Source organism: Microbacterium sp. bgisy207, from assembly GCF_057706855.1.
Window position 1 is genome coordinate 18,249 of sequence record NZ_JBYIPB010000013.1, and the last position, 17,534, is coordinate 35,782.

At 69.2% G+C, this 17,534-nt stretch carries 16 protein-coding genes; 4 read left to right on the top strand and 12 right to left on the bottom strand.

Annotated elements, in window-relative coordinates:
* Position 1: 1 nt before the first annotated feature.
* The 3 genes from mftE to AC3ENO_RS12355 are packed head-to-tail and all read left to right on the top strand — an operon-like array spanning position 2 to position 2,578.
* Positions 2-724, top strand: a complete 723-nt coding sequence (gene mftE, locus AC3ENO_RS12345; protein WP_434970921.1) for a mycofactocin biosynthesis peptidyl-dipeptidase MftE — start codon at positions 2-4, stop codon at positions 722-724.
* Positions 721-2,142 (top strand): mycofactocin biosynthesis glycosyltransferase MftF, encoded by a 1,422-nt coding sequence (gene mftF / locus AC3ENO_RS12350; RefSeq protein ID WP_434970922.1) that lies wholly within the window; start codon positions 721-723, stop codon positions 2,140-2,142. The genes mftE and mftF overlap by 4 nt, the downstream gene beginning before the upstream one ends.
* Before the next feature lie 25 nt (positions 2,143-2,167).
* Positions 2,168-2,578, top strand: coding sequence for a dehydrogenase (locus AC3ENO_RS12355; protein WP_434970923.1), 411 nt, complete (start codon positions 2,168-2,170; stop codon positions 2,576-2,578).
* A 12-nt stretch (positions 2,579-2,590) separates the two neighbouring features.
* Here the strand turns inward: AC3ENO_RS12355 and radA are convergent, their stop codons facing one another.
* The 9 genes from radA to add form a co-directional block, all read right to left on the bottom strand.
* On the bottom strand, positions 2,591-3,979 hold the full coding sequence (radA, locus tag AC3ENO_RS12360) for a DNA repair protein RadA (RefSeq protein WP_434970924.1): 1,389 nt from the start codon (positions 3,977-3,979) through the stop codon (positions 2,591-2,593).
* Positions 3,980-4,144: 165 nt separating this feature from the next.
* On the bottom strand, positions 4,145-5,263 hold the full coding sequence (locus AC3ENO_RS12365) for an acyl-CoA dehydrogenase family protein (protein ID WP_434970925.1): 1,119 nt from the start codon (positions 5,261-5,263) through the stop codon (positions 4,145-4,147).
* 24 nt (positions 5,264-5,287) lie between these two features.
* Positions 5,288-6,238, bottom strand: coding sequence for an ABC transporter permease (locus AC3ENO_RS12370; protein WP_434970926.1), 951 nt, complete (start codon positions 6,236-6,238; stop codon positions 5,288-5,290).
* On the bottom strand, positions 6,235-7,365 hold the full coding sequence (locus AC3ENO_RS12375; RefSeq protein ID WP_434970927.1) for an ABC transporter permease: 1,131 nt from the start codon (positions 7,363-7,365) through the stop codon (positions 6,235-6,237). Before AC3ENO_RS12375 ends, AC3ENO_RS12370 begins: the two co-directional genes overlap by 4 nt.
* Complete coding sequence (locus AC3ENO_RS12380; RefSeq protein ID WP_434970928.1) at positions 7,362-9,182, bottom strand: adenine deaminase C-terminal domain-containing protein; 1,821 nt, start codon at positions 9,180-9,182, stop codon at positions 7,362-7,364. Before AC3ENO_RS12380 ends, AC3ENO_RS12375 begins: the two co-directional genes overlap by 4 nt.
* Positions 9,179-10,753: an ATP-binding cassette domain-containing protein gene (locus AC3ENO_RS12385; protein ID WP_434970929.1), complete on the bottom strand. Its 1,575-nt coding sequence runs from the start codon at positions 10,751-10,753 to the stop codon at positions 9,179-9,181. Before AC3ENO_RS12385 ends, AC3ENO_RS12380 begins: the two co-directional genes overlap by 4 nt.
* A complete protein-coding gene (locus tag AC3ENO_RS12390; protein WP_292732502.1) occupies positions 10,750-11,763 on the bottom strand; it encodes a BMP family lipoprotein in 1,014 nt (337 codons plus the stop codon). Before AC3ENO_RS12390 ends, AC3ENO_RS12385 begins: the two co-directional genes overlap by 4 nt.
* A gap of 20 nt (positions 11,764-11,783) precedes the next feature.
* On the bottom strand, positions 11,784-12,416 hold the full coding sequence (locus AC3ENO_RS12395) for a hypothetical protein (RefSeq protein ID WP_434970930.1): 633 nt from the start codon (positions 12,414-12,416) through the stop codon (positions 11,784-11,786).
* Positions 12,413-13,516, bottom strand: a complete 1,104-nt coding sequence (gene add, locus AC3ENO_RS12400; protein ID WP_292732506.1) for an adenosine deaminase — start codon at positions 13,514-13,516, stop codon at positions 12,413-12,415. The genes AC3ENO_RS12395 and add overlap by 4 nt, the downstream gene beginning before the upstream one ends.
* Before the next feature lie 181 nt (positions 13,517-13,697).
* On the opposite strand from add, the gene AC3ENO_RS12405 reads away from it, so the two are divergent.
* On the top strand, positions 13,698-14,183 hold the full coding sequence (locus AC3ENO_RS12405; RefSeq protein ID WP_434970931.1) for a nucleoside deaminase: 486 nt from the start codon (positions 13,698-13,700) through the stop codon (positions 14,181-14,183).
* A gap of 40 nt (positions 14,184-14,223) precedes the next feature.
* On the opposite strand, the gene AC3ENO_RS12410 is transcribed toward AC3ENO_RS12405, so the two are convergent.
* The 3 genes from AC3ENO_RS12410 to AC3ENO_RS12420 form a co-directional block, all read right to left on the bottom strand.
* Complete coding sequence (locus tag AC3ENO_RS12410; protein ID WP_292732510.1) at positions 14,224-14,982, bottom strand: GntR family transcriptional regulator; 759 nt, start codon at positions 14,980-14,982, stop codon at positions 14,224-14,226.
* Between the two features lie 178 nt (positions 14,983-15,160).
* Entirely contained in the window at positions 15,161-16,111 is a 951-nt protein-coding gene (locus AC3ENO_RS12415; protein ID WP_292732512.1) for an L-lactate dehydrogenase, read from the bottom strand.
* 24 nt (positions 16,112-16,135) lie between these two features.
* Positions 16,136-17,521 (bottom strand): MFS transporter, encoded by a 1,386-nt coding sequence (locus AC3ENO_RS12420; RefSeq protein WP_434970964.1) that lies wholly within the window; start codon positions 17,519-17,521, stop codon positions 16,136-16,138.
* Between the last annotated feature and the right edge of the window lie 13 nt (positions 17,522-17,534).

Genomic DNA, 17,534 nt, shown 5'->3' on the forward strand with positions numbered 1-17,534 from the left:
GATGGACTCCCCTCGTTCCGGCAGCACGGAGCGCACGATAGGCGGCGCTCCCCGGCTGACATCGCGCACCTGGCAGGAGGCCGGCGGAATCCTGGTCGTTCCGCTCGGCTCGACCGAGCAGCACGGGCCGCACTTGCCGCTGGACGTCGACACCCGTGTCGCGCTCGCCGTCGCCGACGAGCTGGTGCGGCGGTGGCGAGCTTCCGGCCGCGACGCGAGCGTTGGGCCGGCGATTGCTGTGGGCGCGAGCGGTGAGCACCAGGGGTTTGCGGGGACCGTCTCGATCGGCACGGATGCCCTGCGTACCGTGATCGTCGAGATCGGGCGATCGGCGAGCGTGTGGGCGGAGCGCCTCGTGTTCGTCAACGGACACGGCGGCAACGTGGATGCCGTGAGCAGCGCGGTCGGCATCCTGCGCGGGGAGGGGCGCGCAGCAATGTGGGTTCCGTGCGAGATCCCTGGCTCGGACGCCCACGCCGGCCGGACGGAGACCTCCTTGATGCTGCATCTGGATGCCGGGGCGGTGCGTGTAGAACGGGCCGAGCGCGGTGAGGTCCGTCCGCTGGCAGCGATCCTGCCGGCGCTGCGGGAGTCCGGCGTCGCGGCGGTGTCACCCAATGGGGTGCTCGGCGATCCCGCGGGCGCGAACGCGGGGGAGGGTGCGGCGCTGTTGGAGTCGATGTGCGACCTCGCCTGGCAACGGGCGACCGCGGAGGCACGATGACGCTTCCCGACGGGTTCGCGGTGCGGATCGGACGCCACACCCGCGTCGTGGACGACGGGGCGGCACTCATCGGTGGGGCACCGGCGAGAGTGGCTCAGCTGACGCCCGCGGCGCGACCTCTCGTCGCTGACGGTGTCGTCGTGGCCTCGGACCCCGCATCCCGATCGCTCGCCGACTACCTCCTCGACAACGGTCTGGCCGATCCGATCGTGGATCGGCTGGCGCCGGCTGATCTCTCGCAGCTCTCGGTCGTGATCCCGACGAAGGACCGGGTTCGGCTGCTCGCGCGACTGCTGCAGAGCCTGCCGGTCGGCATCGCCGAGGTCATCGTCGTCGATGACGGCTCCGACGACCCGGCCTCCGTCGCCGCGGCGACGGAGGCCGCCGGTGCACGACTGATCGTCCACGCGGCGAACCTCGGTCCCGCGGCGGCGCGCAACACGGGAGCCCGTGCGGTCGGGACGGAGTTCGTGGCGTTCGTCGACACCGACGTGGTGCTCGACCCCGAGTGTCTCCCGCTCCTGCTTCGGCACTTCGCCGACCCGCGCCTGGCTCTGGCCGCCCCGCGCATCGTGGGGATGAGCGCATCGGAGCCGACGTGGATCACCCGCTACGAGGACGCGCGCTCATCCCTCGACCTGGGCGCCGACACCGCGCCGGTCAAGCCGCACACGCGGGTCTCATGGGTGCCCACGACGTGCGTCGTCGTTCGCGTGTCGATGCTGGGCGACGGCTTCGACCCCGACCTGCGTGCCGGGGAGGATGTCGACCTCGTGTGGCGACTCACCGAGGCGGGCCACCGTGTCCGCTTCGAGCCTGCGGCAGTCGCCTATCACGAGCACCGTGCGAGGCTGAGTCGATGGCTGGCGCGGAAGTTCTTCTACGGAACGGGGGCCCAGCCGCTGGCCGCGCGGCATCCCCGGAACGTCGCTCCCGTCGTGTTCGCGCCGTGGAGCGCCGTCGTGCTCGTGGCGGCAGTCGCGCAGCGGCGCTGGTCTCTGCCCGTGATGGCGGTGACCCTCGGGGTCGTGGTCGTGAGGATCGCGGGCCGCATCGAGCACCTGCGGCATCCGTGGCGGGAATCCGCACGCCTTGTCGGCAACGGTCTGCTCTCGGCCGTCGCGCAGGGCATCGCTCTGTTCGTGCGGCACTGGTGGCCCGCGGCGGTGGCCGGCTCGCTCGTGTCTCGACGCATCCGTCGTGCCACGATGCTGGCGGCCGTCGCGGACACGGCATGGGAGTACGCGCGGCTGCTCCCCCGTCTGGACCCCTTCCGATTCGGGCTCGCGCGGAGGCTTGATGATCTGGCGTACGGTGCCGGGGTGTGGTGGTCGTCGCTACGGGCGCGCTCCATCCGTGCACTCTTGCCGGCGATCGTGCGAACCGGTCGGGGGCGGCCGACCGCGAAGCGGGAGTGAGGTAGTCGGCAACTACCCTGGAGAGATGGCTGGGAAGAAGGGTGCAAAGCCGCTGGAGTTCCGCAACACGGCGCTCAGCGATGCGCTGCAGACACAGGACATGGCGGCGGTCGCGTTCGCGCTGCGGCACGGTCCGACCGTCGTACCGCTTATGAAGCCGGGCCAGCGGGACAATCCTCTGGATGTCGGCGAGGTGTGGACCTTCCGCGACCCGAATACGGGGCAGGTCGCCCTGCTGCTGTTCAGCGATGCGGCGAACAAGCCCGCCACGCTCCCGCCGGCCGTCGCGCTCATGCCGCCGGCAAGCCTTCGAGCATTTCTCGAGGCGCATGGGGAGGAGATCACGACGGTCTTCTTCGACCTGGCTGGCCCGCATCCTATGCAAGCGAGCCCCGCGGATGTCCTCGCAGCACTTGACGTGCGGGTTGAGGACTGAGGCGGCCTTCCGCTAGAACCTCGGTACGTCGTCGGGGGACGATGCCGTCCCGGGTCGCCGGCCCGCCCGCACGGCGTGCAGGCTGAGGTCGCCGAGAGCCCCCCGGAGGTTCTTGGAGGCGGCATCCACGACCGTGCGGTAGCCGAGCCGCTCGGCCTCTGCGCGACGCTGGGCCGCCTGCATGACGGGCCTGATCTCTCCGGCCAGGCTCAACTCGCCGATTGCCGCCGTACCGCGGGCGAGGGCCGTCTCGCTCACCGCGTTCGCGACCGCCACCGCGATCGCAAGATCGGCGGCGGGTTCGACCAGACGCACGCCGCCGACGGTCGACACGTAGACGTCATGATCGCTGACGACCACACCGCCGCGGCGTTCGAGCACAGCCAGCACCATCGCGACCCGCGATGCGTCGACGCCGTTGACGATGCGGCGCGGGTTGGGTGCGGAGGTCTTGATCGTGAGCGCCTGAACCTCCACGGGCAGGGCTCGGCGTCCCTCCATGGCGATCGTCACGCACGTGCCGGGGACCGGTTCGCCGTGGCCGAGGAACAGCGCACTGGGATCGGCGACCTCCTGGATGCCGTCACCGGTCATGTCGAAGCATCCGACCTCATCGGTGGGACCGAACCTGTTCTTCAGCGCGCGCACGAATCGCAGCGAGCTTTGACGGTCGCCCTCGAAGTGGCAGACGACGTCGACGAGGTGCTCGAGGATGCGGGGACCGGCGATTGAGCCGTCCTTCGTGACGTGGCCGACGATGATGACCGGCAGGCCGCGCTCTTTCGCGACGCGGATGAGTGTCGACGCGACTTCGCGTACTTGCGACGGGTGGCCGGCAGCTCCCTCATGCGTCGCGGAGGAGACGGTCTGCACCGAGTCGACGATCAGGAGGCTCGGCTGCACCTCGTCGACGTTGCCCATGATCGTCGCGAGGTCGGTTTCGCTCGCCAGGTACAGCTCGTCGTGGAGTGCTCCCGTGCGTGACGCGCGAAGGCGCACCTGCGCGACCGACTCTTCGGCGCTCGCATACAGGACGCGATGACCAGATGCCGCCGAATGCGCCGCAACGTCCAGCAGGAGCGTCGACTTGCCGACACCGGGCTCGCCGGACAGGAGGATCGCGGCGCCGGGAACGAGCCCGCCGCCCAGGACCCGGTCGAACTCTCCGATCCCCGTCGTGCGGCGGGGCGCATCGGATGCGGAGACCCGTGTGATCGGCTGCGCGGCCCGGTCGGCGCTGGGCGGCACCGGAGTGAGCGAACGCACGATTCCCGTCTGCTCCGCGGCTTCGACGACGGTTCCCCACTGCTGGCACTCCCCGCAGCGGCCGACCCACTTGACGGTCGTCCAGCCGCACTCGGTGCACCGGTACGGCGCGGTGGTTGCGGGACGACGAGCCATGCGATCAGGCTAGTCCTGGCACCCGACACCGCGGCATCCGACACCGCGGCACCCGACACCGCGGCATCCGACACCGCGGCATCCGACACCGGGCGCTACCGCCCGGGCGCGGGCGCGCGGACGCGTCGGGGCACAGACTCAGCGCGCCCGACCCAACCGGCGAGGTCAACTCCCGGCGAGCACCGCCTCGCCGACGACCTGCTGGGTCAGCGGCACCGAGTAGGCCATGAGGGCACCGGCCTGGGCGTCGCGGAAGATCCGCTGGATCGGCGAGCTCAGCAAGAAACTGCCGCCGCCGCCGACGCGGAGCGCCTCGGCCGCAGCCTGCTTCGCGACCTCGTTGGCGAGCATCTTCGACTCGGCGGCAGCCGGCATGGCCTCTTCGGAGCGCTCGTCGGCAAGCCACGCGACACGCTCCGCGAACAGGCGTGCTGCCTGCAGCTGGGTCCACAGCATCCCGGTCTCCATCTGCACCCACTGGTTCTCGGACTGTGCGGGCGCGCCGCCCTTGCTCTTTCGAGCGGCGGCGGCGTAGGCATCCATCGCCGACTCGGCGATACCGATCGAGAGCATGGCGAAGCCGACCGTGATGAGGTTCGCGTAGTCGGCAGGCGGGAAGCCGCAGCGACGGGATGCCAGCAGCGGCGTGTTCTCGAACAGCACCGTGCGACTGCGGGTGGCGCGCATGCCGACCGTCTCGTCGATAGGCGGGAAGCTGACGGTGTCATCGACGGTCACGCCGAAGAAGGCCGGCACCCCGTCGATGCTCGTGTTGACCAGCATGTGGTCGGCAGCTTCCGAGCCCGACACGAACACCTTGCGGCCGGTGAGCGTCCAGTTCTCGCCGGCAGGGGTCGCGTTCTGCTGCGGCGCGAGGAAGAACCGGCCGCCCGCGGGTTCGGAGAGGGCGTTGACGAATCGCTTGCCCGCGCGCAGCTCGGCGGCGAAGAACGCCGCTTCGTCGGGGGCGGACATCGTCACGAGCGCGTGGGCTGCGCCGATGTGCATGAGCCACACCGTGGCGACGGCGGGGTGATGGGCGGCAAGGATCCGCACCGTGTGCGCCAGCGTCACGTAGGACAGGCCCTGGCCGCCATGCTCCGGAGGGAGGAAGGCGGCATCGAGCCCGGAGTCCGACAGGGCGCGCAGGTGCTCGATCGGCAGGCGCGCGTCACGGTCGTCGTCGGCGACCGTGGCCGCGAACTCCTGAGCGAGTGTCGTAGCGGTGTCGATCCAGTTCTGCTCGGCGGCGGGGACGGCGAACGGGGAGCGTCGGGTGAGCATGGTGTTCCCTTCGATCGGAAGAGGTCAGGCGGGGACGGTGCGCCCCCGGTCGCGGGACGGGGTTCGGCGCACGTGCCGGTTCAGGTGGCGCCGCAGCGCGGCTCGGGAGGTCAGCACGAGAACGAGCAGCGTGATGGCATACGGGAAGGTCTGGTACAGCTCACTGGGGAGCTGGATCGCCGTCGACTGGGCCAGCAACGAGAAGCTCTGGAGGAACCCGAACAACAGCGCGCCGATTGCGATGCCGACGGGGGTCATCCGTCCCATGATCACGATCGCGAGGACGATGTAGCCGCGCCCGGCGGTGATGTCGGGGCTGAAAGCGCCGATCGAGCCGAGCGTGATGACGCTGCCCGCCAGTCCCGCGAGAGCGCCGCCGATCAGCAAGGTCTGGGCGCCGATCTGCCTCGGGCGTACGCCGCGGAGCGCTGCGGAGACCGGGTCGGAGCCGACAGCACGCACCTGCAGGCCGAACCGCGTGAACCGGAAGACGGCCCACGCCCCGACGGCGAGCACCACGGCGCCGTAGACGAGGGGACTCTGCCCGAACACGGCAGGGCCGATGAGCGGGATGTCGGTGAGGGGCCCGAGATCGAGCTTGGGGGCGGTGGGTACCGACACGTTGGTCTGGCCGGCCGGGACCCAGAGCTGGTACAGGTACGTCGAGAGCCCGAGACCGAGCATCGTGATCGCGAGACCCACGACGATCTCGTTCGCGCCGAGCCGATACACGATGAGGTTCATGAGCGCGGCGAGCAGGAGTCCGGTCACCACCGCCGCGGCGAGACCGGCGACCAGTCCCGCAAAGCTCGCGACGAACACCGCGACGAACGCGCCGAGGATCATCATCCCCTCGATGCCGAGGTTTAGGCGCCCGGCCCGCTCGACGAACCCTTCGCCTAGTCCGGCGATGACCAGGGGCGTAGCCAGCACGATCGCGCCGGCCAAGATCGAGGCCCACAGCTCGATACTCATGATCGTTCCTCCCCCGTCGGTGGTGGGGCCGGTTCGCCATCGGGTGTGACCGCTGCGACATCCGTCAAGGGAGGCGCCGCGGCGGGCCGGGCCGCACCCGAGCGTGCCGTGACACCGGCGACCGCGGCGACCCCGAGCAACAGCACGCCCTTGATCACGTCGGCGATCGAGGACGGCACGGTTCCGGTCGCCGATTGGATGCCGAGGGCGCCCGCGGTCAGGGCGGAGAAAAACAGGGCGGCCAGCAGGATGCCGCCCGGGAGGAGCGCGCCCAGGAGCGCGACGGCAAGCCCCGAGAACCCCACGCCGCCGGACACGGAGTTGAAGAGGCGCTCGTTGACGCCGGCGACCTGCAGCCATCCGACGACGCCCGCTCCGGCGCCCGAGACGAGCATCGTGCCGTACAGGGTGCGCGCGCGGGTCGTGCCCAAGCGCAGGGCCAAGCGCGGGCGCTCGGCGAACACACCGATGCGGGTGGCGTGCGAGGTGCGGCGCCACCATTCGAACAGCACCGCTATCACGACGATCAGCAGCACGCCGATGTGCGCGCGCGTGCCGGGAATCAGGTCGGGCAGGGCGGATGCTTCGGGGAGCTGTTCGCTCTGCGGGGTGGCGGTGTTCTCACCGCTTGCGAGCCACGTGCGCAGCGTCCAGCCGAGGAAGCCTGCGGCGATGTAGTTGAGCAGCAGGGTCGACAGGATGATGTTCACGTGCCACCGCTCGGCGAGCCAGGCCGGCAGCAACGCGAACGCGGCCCCGCCCAGCGCTCCCGAGACCATGCCGATCACCCAGTACACCGGACCGGGAACCGCCTCGCCGAACATGTTGGCGGTGCCGAGGGTTGCCGCGGTGGCGACAATCGCCCCGAGGATGACCTGACCTTCGGCGCCGACGGAGAAGACGCCGGCGCGCAGCGCAGGGATGAGTGTGAGAGCCACGATCGCGATCGGTACCGCCCCCACCAGCAACTCGCCGACGCGATAGGGAGAGCTCGATACGCCGGCCACGAGGCCCTGCAGGCCGGTCAGCGGATCGGCACCCGCCAGCAGGATGAGCGTCGTGGCGACCGCGAGGACCGCGACCACGACGCCGCCCGCGAGCATCCACCCGCGCCACCGGCCGCTCACGGGTGCGCCCCATCGTGCGGTGGGTGCGTGTGACCGCAGGCGCCGGCGGGGCCGGGAAGGAGCACATCGACGAATGACTGCGTCGCGGCGTCGATCAGACCGCGCTCTGTCAGCCCGAGGTCGGGCACGACGTACAGGCCGACGAACGACAAGATGATGTAGGGCGACGGGATGCGGCATCCGAGGGCCGCCGTGGCGGCGTGGCCGGCCGCAAGAGCTTCCGCGGTCTGCTGCCACGGCGCTGCGCTCATCATGCCGCCGACCGGCAGCGGCACGCGCCCGACGACCTCGCCGTCTGCGACAGTGACGAACCCGCCGCCCATGCGTGCGAGCTCTTCGACCGCGAGGCGCATCGAGGCGTCATCTGCGCCGACCACCGCGACGTTCATGTTGGGGCAGTTCATGGTGATCGCGACGGCGCCTCGGGTCAGGCCGAATCCGCGCACGAATCCGATGCCGGTCTCGGCAGTTCCGTGGTGGCGGTCGACGACGGCGATCTTCAAGACATCCGTGTCGGTGTCGGAGCGCACCTGTCCGTCCACGACGTCGAGGTTCGCCTCGAACTCTCGCTTGAAGTAGCCGTTGTACATCTCCATCGCGCGCACCCGCACGTGCTGCGCGCCCTCGGGGGCGGTCACCGCGAAGATGTCCGTCGGAAGCTCGGCGGGAAGATGGACCGTGTCCAGGGTCCACGCGGGAAGCTCGTCGGTGTTGCTGAACAGCGGGGCGCCTGCCTGAGCCTGGACCTCCCCCGCGACGATGACGTGGGAGGGACGGACCTCGGCGAGATCCGGGATGATCTGGAGGTCTGCCAGCCGCGAGGGAGCGAGGATGCCGAGCACCTGGTCGAGCCGGTAGTAGTGGGCCGGCTGCGTCGTCGCCATCCGGTACGCCAGCTGCGGGTCCACGCCGAAGCGGATGGCTTGACGGATGTGGTGGTCGATGTGGCCCTCGGCCGACAGGTCGAGCGCGTGCTTGTCGTCGGCGCAGAAGCACATACTCCGAAGCGCGGGCGCGATCGCCTCGAGGTCGGCGAACAGCGGCAGCGTGTTGTCCGTGAGCGACGAGGCCATGATCGTGATCATCGCCCCGAGCCGCGTGCGTTCGAGCACCTCATCGACGGTGGATGCGTTGTGGTCGTCGCTGATCCCGGCGGCAAGGTAACCCCAGAGCGACTCATGCGTCTGCGCGGCGGTGTGCCCCGTCATCCGGCGGCGCGCGGCCAGGGCCTCCCGGAACCGTCCCGTCGAGCGCTCGCTGTCGTCGAACGGGTTCGTCTCACCGAGCGTGGCCGTGACGTCATCCCACAGGCGGGCGCGGACCGTCTCCTCGGGGATGACGGCACCGCCGAGCTCGAGGTGCGGTGCGCCCGGAGTGGTCGGCGAGACCTGCTGAAAGATGTGCAGCGGCGTGCGGGTGGACAGCATGAAGTCCATCCCGTCGGCGCCCCAGACGTTCGCGGCGCCGTTGGGGTCGACCAGGACCGTCGTCGTGCCCCGGGGGACCGAAAGGCGTGCGAGTTCTCCGGGGGTGAGGTTCGTGTACTCGATGTGCAGATGCGCGTCGATGAAGCCCGGAACCACGTAGCTGCCGGATGCGTCGATCTCGCGCCGCGCTTCGCGCATGTGACCCCACGGCGTGAGGGTGGCGATGTGTCTCCCGCTGATGACGACATCCCGTTCGAGCCACTCCTCGGTGCCGGGCGATTGCACGAGCCCGCCGCGCACGATCAGGTCGGGGATCTCATTCCCCGACGCGACGGCGCGCACACGCACCAGTTCCTCGGTCGTGGGGACCAGACTGCTCAGCTCGGTCACGACGGTTCCTTCTCAGTGGGGACGGACGGGGTCTCGGCGGATGCGGCATCCGGGGAATCTGCGGGACTCAGGCCCGCCATGGCCGCACCGACCTTGTCGGTGGTGACCTCGCTGATCGGCCATTCGGCGGCGATCCGTCCCGAGAACATCACCACGATGCGGTCCGCCAGATGAAGCAGCTCCTCGAGATCGTGGGACGCCACGAGCACCGCCGCGCCAGCTTCGGCTGCTCCGACAATCCGCTCGCGGATGGACTGGGCGGCCCGCAGGTCCAGTCCCTGGGTCGGCCCGTAGGCGAGGACGACGCGCGGTGATCCGGTGCCGAGTTCCCGGGAAACGAGAAGCTTCTGCTGGTTTCCACCCGAGAGTCCGCCGGCGGCGAGGGAGGGGGTGGCGGGGCGCACATCGAACGCTCGCAGCGTCGTCGCAGCGTCGGGGTTCGCGGTCGTGCCGCGCGACCGCGGGCGTGACGCTCTCGGGATGGCGGCGCTGTCGTACAGCGAGAGGGTGTCACCGAGGCTCAGGGTCGGAACCAGGCCGTCGCTGCGTTCCTCGGGAATCCAGGCGACCCCGCGCGAGAGCAGGTCCACGGCGCGCGGCGCCTCGAGATCGTCGACCCGGAATGCTCCGGTGCGCGCAGGGGTCAGTCCCGCAAGAACGTCCATCAGCGTGTTCTGGCCGCTTCTGGCAACGCCCGCGACGCCGACGATCTCGCCGGCGCGGACGTCGAGGCTGACGGCGTCGAGGTCGGCATCCGTGTCGGAGATTGCAGTGACCTCGTGCAGCGAGATGACCGGCTCCCCCGGGAGCCGCGGCGCCCGCGCGGCGGCCGCAGGAAGCTCGCCGACCATGAGGCGTGCGACCCGCTGCGGGCTGAGATCTGCCGCAGGCCCGTGGTGCACGAGCCTGCCGTGGGAGAGGACAGAGACATCGTCAGCGACGGCTCCGACCTCGTCGAGGCGGTGGGTGATGAGCACGATCGCGGTGCCGCCTTCGCACAGGGAACGAAGGTGGTCGAACAGGCCGCCGACCTCTCGGGGGCCGAGGCTCGCGGTGGGTTCATCCAGGATGAGGGTCGTTGCCCCTTCGGCCAGGGCGACGACGATCTCACCGAGCTGTCGGTGAGCCTGCGTGAGGTTTCGCGTGGGAACTGTCAGGTCGACATCGACCTCGGCGCGTTCGAGAGTGTGAGAGAGCAGCTCGTAGGCCGCGCGGCGACGAAGGACGCGCCGCGGGCTGACGAGCAGGAAGTTGTCGAGCAGCGAGAGTTCACCGACAAGGCTCAGTTGTTGCGGAACCATATTCACGCCGCGCGCTTTGGCTTCGGCACGGTCGCGTGGTGCGTAGACGGCATCGCCGATGGTCATGGTGCCGGCATCCGGTTCCTGGATTCCCGCGAGGATCTTCGCGAGGGTGGACTTGCCGGCGCCGTTCTCGCCGACGAGGGCGTGCACAGTACCGGGGCGCACGAGAATGTCGACGCCATCGAGTGCCCGCGTGGTGCCGAAGGTCTTCGAGACCGACCGGGCCACCAGGGCCCGGCCGGTCTCGAGGGAAGAGGTGCTGGTCAAGAGATCGTGATGCTTCCGTCGTTGAGGCCGGCGATGAGCTCGTCGACCTTGGTTGCGACATCCGCGGGAATGGCGCCGTCGACGTCGTTGATCTCCTGGTAGGCGATGCCGCCGTTCTGCAGGGTCGAGACGACGCTCTTGCCGCCGAAGTCACCGGCAGCAACCTCTTCGACCCACGCCTTCACGATCGGGTACATGTCGAGGTCCACCGTCGACACGTTCACCGACAGAGCCTCTTCGCCGGCAGCCGGTGAGACGCCGACGGTGGGGACGCCCGCGTCGGCAGCGGCAGCCCCGACGCCCGCGGCGATGCCGTCACCCGTGGTGAAGACGAGCCCGGCACCCTGGCCGATGAGGCCCGTGGTAGCGGAGGCGGCGGCCTCGGCGTCATCGAAGCTTCCCGCGTAGACGACGGGCAGTAGCTCGGCGTTCGGATTGGCTGCGGTGACACCCTCCTGGAAGAAGGCGTCGGTCGCGACGACGAAGTCGAGCTCCATGCTCTCGACGCGGCCGATCGGCGAGAGCTGCGTGAGCCCCGCAATGTAGCCGGAGAGGTAGCCGACCTGGGCTGCGTCATACGTCCACGTCTCGACGTTGTCGGTGTACTTGTCGAGAATGTCCACACCGCCCGACGCGGTGAACGAGACATCCGGGAAGTCCTCGGCGACCGAGAAGATCGCGTCACCGAGCTCGATACCGTGGCCGATGATCAGGTCGACACCCTGGCTGGCGAAGTCGGCGATGACCGGTTCGCTCTCGGCGGGGTCGGCCATCTGCTCGCGCAGCTCGTAGGTGATGAGGCCTTCCTCCTCAAGCTGTGCGAGGGCGTCGGCGAGGGCCTGGTTGAAGGCGCCGTCGTTCGCGTTGCCCGGGGTGAGAGCGCCGACGGTGATGACGTCGGACGCGGGGTCTTCGGATGCCGCGGGCTCGGTCGAGCCCGAGCATCCGGCGAGCACGACCGCGGCGGTCGCGGCTGTCGCGATGAACGCGAGAGAGCGGGAGATGCGCATGCTGTGTCCTTTCGGGAGCGTCAGAGATGTGTTGGTGCAGGGGTGGTGATGTGGAATCCGTCGGCGAGGGTGGCGCCGACGAACGCGTGGGAGTCAGGGGACCACTGCCCGAGCACGGCCCCGGAGGCGATGTCGAAGCAGGGGTGGAGGGTGACAGTTGACGGGATGACGTAAAGGTCGGCGTCGTTTATGCACACGACGTCGGTGCCGTGCAGATCGCGGACGATGCCGGATGCGGGGAGCGTGCCCGCGCGCTCTGCGGCGACGACGAGCGCGGTAGTGAGAAAGCCGCGAAGAGCGGTGTCGTTCTCGCACAGGGCTTCGGTCTTGGTGCATCCCTCGACCCAGTGCACGGTGTCGGCATCCACCGTCACGGCGCTTGTCTGCGTCCCGAGGGCGGCGTTTCCTTGTGAGAGGACGTCGATCTCGAGCGTGAAGTCGTCGCCGGAGCGGGCGAACGAGATGCGCTCGGTGTAGAGCGGTTCCGACTTCGTACCGACCACCGCGAACCGGTCGGGCCAGCTCGCCACGATGGGTGCCAACGGCACGGTGTCATCGCTGGCATGCGCGCTCGCCGCCCACACCAGTGCGAGCGCCGTCGACGCGACAAGTGCCGCGGAGGCGATCGTGACCGGTGGGCGCAGCTGACTCATGATGCCGATGCCACCTCGAGTGCGTCTAGTTCGGCGAGGAGGTCGCGCTTGAGGTCGTCTGGCGCGAACGATGCCTCGATCGAGCGGCGAGCGAAGCCGGCGAGGTCAGCTTCGGTGAAACCGAACTGGGCGGCAGCTACAGCCCAATCAGCTTCGAGTGTCGTGCCGAGGGGAACCGGGTCGTCGGTGTTCAGCGTGACACGGACGCCGGCATCCAGGAGGCGCGGCAGCGGGTGCGAGGCCCAGTCGGGGTAGATGCCCAGCGACACGTTTGAGCGCGGGCACACGCCCAGGCTGATCTCGTCGCGCACGAGCCGTTCGATGAGCGCCGGATCCTCGATCGAGCGCACCCCGTGGTCGATGCGCTCCGCCCGCAGCAGATCGATCGCATCCCAGACGCCCGCGGGGCCGCTCGATTCTCCGGCGTGGACGGTGCGACGCAGACCGGCCACGGCTGCGCGGGCGAAGGCTGTCTGGAACTTCTCGCCGGTGCGACCCGTGACCTTTTCGTCGCCGTCGACGGAGAGCGCGACGACACGCTCGGGACGCTGGTAGGTCAGGGCGGCGACGATGTCTTCGGCCTCGCGAGCCGTCTGGCTGCGCAGCAGCGAGTAGGCGATGCCGGTCTCGCACAGGCCGTCCTGGGCCGCCTCATCGAACCCTTCCGACAGGGCAGCCAGCAGATCGAGTTCGCGCCCGCGCCAGGCGTTCCAGTGGGTCGGATTGACGATGACATCCGAGTAGCGGATGCCGGAGGCGGTCTGCCGGGCAGCGAAAGCGTAGGCCACCCGCGCCGCCTGTTCCGGTGTGCGGACGAGACCGCACTGCCAGTCGAGGAAGCGGAGGAAGCCGGTGAGCCCTGCGGATCCCGCTCCCGTGCCGCCGCCGGTGGTCACGCTGGGAGCGGAGAAGTCGTCGTGCGTCGAGATGTCGAAGATCGTCCGGGCCGGCCCCGGGAGTGCGACGCCGCTCTCTTTCGCGAGCACGAGCATCTCATGCAGCGAGAAGGTGCCCTCGAGGTGGATATGCACCTCGGCTTTCGGGAGCGCACGGATTGCCTGTTCGTCAATGCGTGCGGCGGTGGGGGCGGGGGTCGGCATGGGGATGCTGCGCCTTTCGGGTCGGCTCCCAGCACGCTATCCGGCGACCAGTACTTGTTGACAAGTTGACCCGTAACCTTTCGACACCTGTAACAGCGCTGTAATCGGGGCGCCAAATTACGGCTTGTTACGACGTAGACTCGGGGCGACTATTTCGACTTGTTCACAAGGGAGCCTTTCCGTGTCTGATCTGACCGACCTTGACCTCGCGCATCTTCGGGCATCCATCGACATCGCCGCCCAGACGCGCGAAGCAGGCGCCCACCCCTTCGGTGCACTCGTGGTCGATGCGTCCGGTGCGGTAGTTGCGACAGCGGGGAACAATTCACTGCCGCCGGCCGGGGACCCGACCCAGCACGCCGAACTGCGCGCTGTCGCTGCGGCCGCGCGAGAGTTGGGAATCGATGGCATGAAGGGTTCGACGCTGTACACCAGTGCCGAGCCGTGCGTCATGTGTTCGGGGGCTGCCTATTGGGCGGGCATCGACCGGGTCGTCTATGCGCTCTCGGAGTACCGGCTGCTCGGGCTCACCGGCGACCACCCCGAGAACCCGACGTTCTCGCTGCCCTGCCGCGAGGTGTTCGCCCGGGGCCAGCGGACGATCGAGGTCTCGGGACCGCACCTGGAAGACGAGGCATCCGTCGTTCACGAGGGCTTCTGGGTCTAACGGCACGGCCTGTCCGCGGCATCCGTTCGTCGAGGAGGGCCTACAGCGCACTCCACGGCGGGCGGACGGTTCGCACGAGCGAGTAGGACACGATGCCGGGGTCGTGATACTCGGTGCTGTGCAGGATGCGGCTGCCACTCGCGCCGATGCCGATGACCTCCAGCGTCATGACCGGGGTGCCCTCGGGCTTTTCGAACAGGTCGGCGAGCTCGCCCGAGAGCGTCACCACGCCGGGGGTTGTCACCTCCCACACGACCGGCTCTCCCCACACCCGTGCCGCGAAGGTGAAGACGGACTCGCTCGGGTCGAACTCCGCGGGCAGTTCGTCCGGAATCGGCACTGTGTCGTCGGCGATCATCGCGACGGCGCCATCCGCCCGCCACCGCTTGCGAACGGCCAGTCGAGTCGTGTCTGCAGGCCGTTCCATCACGGCGCCGATCTCAGCGCCCAGGGGCAGGGTGCGGGACTCGAGCACCTCCACCTCGGCGTGGTAGCCGAGTCGGTCGAGGAGCTCGGTGTGTTCGAACTGCTCCTCCAGGCGGACGCTCAACCGCAGCGCGATCGGATCCACCGTGGTCACCGTGCCCTGTCGCCGCCGCACGATCCCCTGCGCCTCGAGCTGGGCCATCGCGTTGCGCAGTTGCTGGCGACTGCACTCCAGGCGCGCCGTCAACTCCAGTTCCCCGGGCAACGGGGCCCCGAGCGCCGCCGCCTCGCGCACGTAGCGCAGGAGCCCATGCTGGACGCGCATCGTGTCCGCGTCGCCACCCGGGCGTGGCAGCGGGAGGTAGGTGGTCACGGGTTCTCCTCACACGGACGCGTTCGCAGTGGGGCTGACCACACGCTATCGGTCCGCCACGGCATCCGTCGCCAACTCAGCAGGACCGGCGCCATCGCCCCGCTCCTGCTGTGCCGAGTCGCCGAAGTTCCGCCGATCGTGAGGAGTTAGCGACGCCTGTGGGTGCGCCCGATCCAGGTCAGCGCAGCGACACCGCCACCTCGCGCAGGGCGTCGGCGGAGCGGCGCAGCAGGGCGAGTTCATTCAGAGAGAACGGTGTCTCGCGGATCGGGAACGCGCCGCGGGAGTTCACGATCGAGGGCACGGAGAGAGCGACGCCATCGATCCCGTGGAAGTCCTTCAGCACGGTGCTCACCGGCAGGACCGCGTGCTCATCGCTCAGGATCGCCTCGATGATCCGAGCCGACGACAGCCCGATCGCGTAGTTGGTCGCGCCCTTGCCCTGGATGACCTTGTAGGCGGCATCCCGAACATCGACGGTGATCGCGTCGAGCTCATCGACCGTCATGCGGGGGTGGCCCTCCGACTCCCAGTCGAGGATCGGAACCGTCCCGATCATCGCGTGGGACCACAGCGCGAACTCGGTATCCCCATGTTCGCCGATGATGTGCGCGTGAACGCTCGAGGTCGCCACCCCAGCGCGCTGAGCGAGCTTCCAGCGCAGCCGGGACGTGTCGAGCACGGTTCCCGACGCGAACAGTCGCTCCGGAGGAAGCCCGGTCTCCTCCTGTGCGAGCACCGTCAGCACATCGCACGGGTTGGTCACGATCACGTAGACCGCGTCGGGGGCGACTTCCAGCAGCTGAGGCAGCATCTTTCGCAGGATGCCGGCATTCACGCCCGCAAGCTCGATGCGGCTCTGCCCCGGGTTCTGCTTCGCGCCGGCGGTGATCACGACGACGTGCGAACCCGCGGCTACCGAGATGTCGCTGCCGCCGGTGATGTCGCTCGTGCCGGTGAACAGGGTGCCGTGAGCGAGATCGAGAACCTCGGCATCCACCTTCGCGGTATTGATGTCGTAGAGGGCGACATGGCGGGCTGAGCCGCGGATGAGGGCGGCGTAGGCGACGCTTGATCCGACGCTGCCGGCGCCGACGACGGTGACTTTCGAGTTCTCGATCACACTCATGAGGGACAGTCTTGCAGGTCGGTGTTACGCGCCGGTAGCCGGCTCCGCCCGCTTCTCGACTGGTGCGACGTCGGAGTTCCGGATGCCGAGGAACGACACGATCCCGCCAGCCACCATGAGTCCGGCGGTGACGATCGCGGCGCGGCGGAATCCGTCAAGATCGAGGCTGCCGGCGACGATCGTCGCGAGCGTCGCGATGATGAGAAGCCCGGCGATGCGCGCGATGGCGTTGTTCACGGCGGAGGCGATGCCGGAGCGGGCCGGATCCACCGCGCCGAGGATCGCCGCGGTGAGGGGCGAGACCGTGATGGCAAGCCCAAGTCCGAAGAGGATGAGCCCCGGAAGGAGTTGGAGCCAGTAGTTGACGGGGTCGGTGACCGTGAGAAGCAGCAGCGATCCGCCGGCCATCACGAGCGGTCCGACGGTCATGAAGATCCGCGGCCCGAAGCGGTCGGACAGGGACCCCATCGATGCACTCAGCAGCACCATCATGACGGTGGTCGGCAGGCTCGCAAGCCCCGCGAGAGTCGCCGAGAACCCAGCCTCCTGCTGCAGGTAGACCGTGACGACGAAGCCGTTGAGCGAGAGCGCTGCGTACACGAACAGGGTCGCGATGTTCCCGGTCCAGAAGTTGCGGATGCGGAAGAGGTCAAGCGGCAACATCGGCGCCGTCGCCGACCGCTGACCCCAGAGGAAGAGCGCGAACAGAAGGATGCCGGCCGCGAACGTCCCCCAGATCACGGGCGATCCCCATCCGAGGTTCGGTTGTTCGATCAGCGCGAAGACCGCCCCGCCGAGTCCGAAGGTGCACAGGGCGGCGCCGATCCAGTCGATGCGGGCGTCGGGGCGGCGCTCGTCGCGCTCGCCGAGGGTGTGGAGGAGCCACAGCGTGATGCCGATCGGTACGACGTTGATGACGAACGCGAACCGCCACGACAGGTAGTCGACGAAGACGCCGCCGATGAGGGGCCCGACGATCATGGCGCCGGTGGTCATGGCCGTCCAGATGCCGATCGCCCGGCCGCGCATCGCGCCGTCGAAGCGCGAGGTGATGAGCGCCAGCGAGCTGGGAACGAGGAACGCGCCCGCCGCACCCTGCACGGCGCGGGCGATGATCAGGATGACGGGGTCTGGCGCGATCGCGATCACGACGGATGCCGCGGCGAATCCGTAGAGGCCGATGCGCAGCACGAGCAGCCTGCCGAAGGCATCCGAGATCGAACCGGCGAGCAGGATGAGTGATCCGAGGGTGATGAGGTAGGCGTCCACCACCCACTGCTGGGTCGTGAGCCCGCCGCCGAGCTCGGTCTCGATCGCGGGAAGGGCGACGTTGATGAGCGTGCCGTCGAGGAACGCGACGAACGACGCCAGGATCGCGATCGTGAGGATGAGTCGCTGCGATCGACTCATGCGAGATGCCACA

What these genes read in the sequence shown, in the direction of transcription:
- mftE (WP_434970921.1), top strand. Translation starts at nt 2, where the DNA reads ATGGACTCCCCTCGTTCCGGCAGCACGGAGCGCACGATAGGCGGCGCT.
- mftF (WP_434970922.1), top strand. Translation starts at nt 721, where the DNA reads ATGACGCTTCCCGACGGGTTCGCGGTGCGGATCGGACGCCACACCCGC.
- AC3ENO_RS12355 (WP_434970923.1), top strand. Translation starts at nt 2,168, where the DNA reads ATGGCTGGGAAGAAGGGTGCAAAGCCGCTGGAGTTCCGCAACACGGCG.
- radA (WP_434970924.1), bottom strand. Translation starts at nt 3,979, where the DNA reads ATGGCTCGTCGTCCCGCAACCACCGCGCCGTACCGGTGCACCGAGTGC.
- AC3ENO_RS12365 (WP_434970925.1), bottom strand. Translation starts at nt 5,263, where the DNA reads ATGCTCACCCGACGCTCCCCGTTCGCCGTCCCCGCCGCCGAGCAGAAC.
- AC3ENO_RS12370 (WP_434970926.1), bottom strand. Translation starts at nt 6,238, where the DNA reads ATGAGTATCGAGCTGTGGGCCTCGATCTTGGCCGGCGCGATCGTGCTG.
- AC3ENO_RS12390 (WP_292732502.1), bottom strand. Translation starts at nt 11,763, where the DNA reads ATGCGCATCTCCCGCTCTCTCGCGTTCATCGCGACAGCCGCGACCGCC.
- AC3ENO_RS12395 (WP_434970930.1), bottom strand. Translation starts at nt 12,416, where the DNA reads ATGAGTCAGCTGCGCCCACCGGTCACGATCGCCTCCGCGGCACTTGTC.
- add (WP_292732506.1), bottom strand. Translation starts at nt 13,516, where the DNA reads ATGCCGACCCCCGCCCCCACCGCCGCACGCATTGACGAACAGGCAATC.
- AC3ENO_RS12415 (WP_292732512.1), bottom strand. Translation starts at nt 16,111, where the DNA reads ATGAGTGTGATCGAGAACTCGAAAGTCACCGTCGTCGGCGCCGGCAGC.
- AC3ENO_RS12420 (WP_434970964.1), bottom strand. Translation starts at nt 17,521, where the DNA reads ATGAGTCGATCGCAGCGACTCATCCTCACGATCGCGATCCTGGCGTCG.